General features: G+C 72.2%; 1 pseudogene. It reads right to left on the minus strand.

The annotated features are described in order from the left end of the window. Positions 1–255 (minus strand): annotated as a pseudogene (locus M3185_RS17005) (IS110 family transposase); the annotation flags it as partial.

Below are 255 nucleotides of genomic sequence, written 5' to 3' on the forward strand. Positions count from 1 at the left end.
CGAGGAAGGCGCCGATGGTGTTGCCGGTGAACCGGTGCCAGTCACCGATCTCGACCGCCAGGGCGAAGCCGGTCAACGTGGATATCCCGCGCAGGCAGCACACCCGGTGCACGACCGGGGTGAACGGGGAGTCGGCGGCCATCGCGGTGATCGCCGCCTCCAACCGATCGCGGCGGGCGAGGGTGGCCAGCACGGCCTCGTGCTCGGCGTCGAAGGCCACCCGGGTCGCCGGGGTATCCAGGTGCTGGCGGGCCA

The organism is Kocuria rosea (assembly GCF_023715525.1).
Taxonomy (GTDB): Bacteria; Actinomycetota; Actinomycetes; order Actinomycetales; family Micrococcaceae; genus Kocuria; species Kocuria rosea_A.